Below are 1,529 nucleotides of genomic sequence, written 5' to 3'. Positions count from 1 at the left end.
ACATGGGCCAGGGCACCTACACGATCCTGGCGCAGACGGCGGCCGAGACGCTCGGCGTGCCGGTCGAGCATGTGTCGGTGAAGCTGGGGGATTCCCACTTCGCCCGCGCCGGCGTCGCCGGCGGCTCGCGCCTTGCCGGCGTCATGACGGGCGCGGTCTACAAGGCGGCGAGCCAGGCGCTGGACGAGCTGATCGGGCTGGCGATCGCCGATCCGGGCTCGCCCTTCCATGCGCTGCAGGCGAACACACTGGTGGTCAAGGACGGTCGCATCGCCTCGCCGCGCGGCGACGGTCCCGAGATCCCGATCGCCGAGCTTCTGTCCGCCGTCGGTCGTGAACGGATCGAGGCCAAGGGCGATACCATGCCGGCGAACGCGACGGCTGAGGAGCGCTACCGGAACTACACCACCATCGCCGTGTCGATCCCGCACACCGAGGGCGACTATTCACGCCACTCCTGGTGCGCGCATTTCGTCGAGGTCAGGGTCGACGAGGATTTCGGCACGGTGCGGGTGTCGCGTGTCGTGTCGGCGCTGGATTCCGGCCGGCTCTACAATCCAAAGCTGGCGGAAAGCCAGTGGAAGGGCGGCATCATCATGGGCATCGGCCAGGCGCTGCTGGAGGAAGGCATGGTCGACCGCCGCCATGGCCGCATCGTCAACGGCAACCTCGCCGACTACATGATCCCGACCAACGCCGACATCCCGGACATCGAGACGATCTCTGTCGGCATCCCCGACCCGCATTCGTCAGTGCTCGGCGGCAAGGGCGTCGGCGAGCTCGGCATCGTCGGCGTCGCCCCGGCGATTGCGAACGCGGTGTTCCATGCGACGGGCAAGAGGATCAGGGATCTGCCGATCACGCTGGAGAAGTTGATTTAGGGAGGGTTCCGCTGGCGGAGAGCGTAATCTCTCCTTGCGGGGAAATGTCCGTCACCATAGCTTTTCGCCGATCTTCAGCGTCAGCCTTTCCTTACCACTCCAACCCAAACACCAGCTTGCCGAAATGCAGGCCGCCGGCGGCCATGTGGGTGTAGGCTTCGGCCGCTTCGTTCTGTGAAAACACCTTGTCGACGACCGGCTCGATGCCAGCGGCGGCAATGGCGCGGGTGGCGTCCTTGAGGTCTGACACCGATCCGGTGTTGTTGCCGATCACCTTGAGCGCCTTGACGATGATCGGCAGCAGATTGACCGTTGCCTCGGCGCCGGTAACGAAGCCGATGGTGAACAGCGTGCCGCCCGGCGCGGTGGCGTTGACCGCGCGGGCGAAGGTGGCGGCGCCGCCGGTCTCGACGACGAGGTCGGCGCCGAGGCCGTCGGTCAGCTCCAGGACCTTGCTGTCCCAGTCAGGCGTCGCGCGGTAGTTGATTAGGTGATCGGCGCCGAATGCCTTCGCCCGCTCCAGCTTCTCGTCCAAAGACGAGGTGATGATGACAGTGGCGCCGGCCGCCTTGGCAAGCTGAAGAGTGAAGATCGAGACGCCGCCGGTGCCGAGCAGGACGACGACCGAGCCCGGCCCGACATCGGCGG

The 1,529-nt window shown here is 66.4% G+C and carries 2 protein-coding genes; one reads left to right on the top strand and one right to left on the bottom strand.

From position 1 onward, the window contains the following. The coding region (locus tag EN781_RS32315) for a molybdopterin cofactor-binding domain-containing protein (RefSeq protein WP_145965779.1) at positions 1–881 on the top strand (881 nt) is incomplete at its 5' end. Between the two features lie 91 nt (positions 882–972). Here EN781_RS32315 and EN781_RS32310 read toward each other — a convergent pair. Beyond that, the coding region (locus EN781_RS32310; protein ID WP_145965778.1) for an NAD(P)-dependent alcohol dehydrogenase at positions 973–1,529 on the bottom strand (557 nt) is incomplete at its 5' end.

Origin of the sequence: Mesorhizobium sp. M4A.F.Ca.ET.090.04.2.1, from assembly GCF_003999085.1 — a bacterium.
Classification (GTDB): Bacteria; Pseudomonadota; Alphaproteobacteria; order Rhizobiales; family Rhizobiaceae; genus Mesorhizobium.
This window is presented reverse-complemented; position numbering and strand designations above follow the sequence as displayed.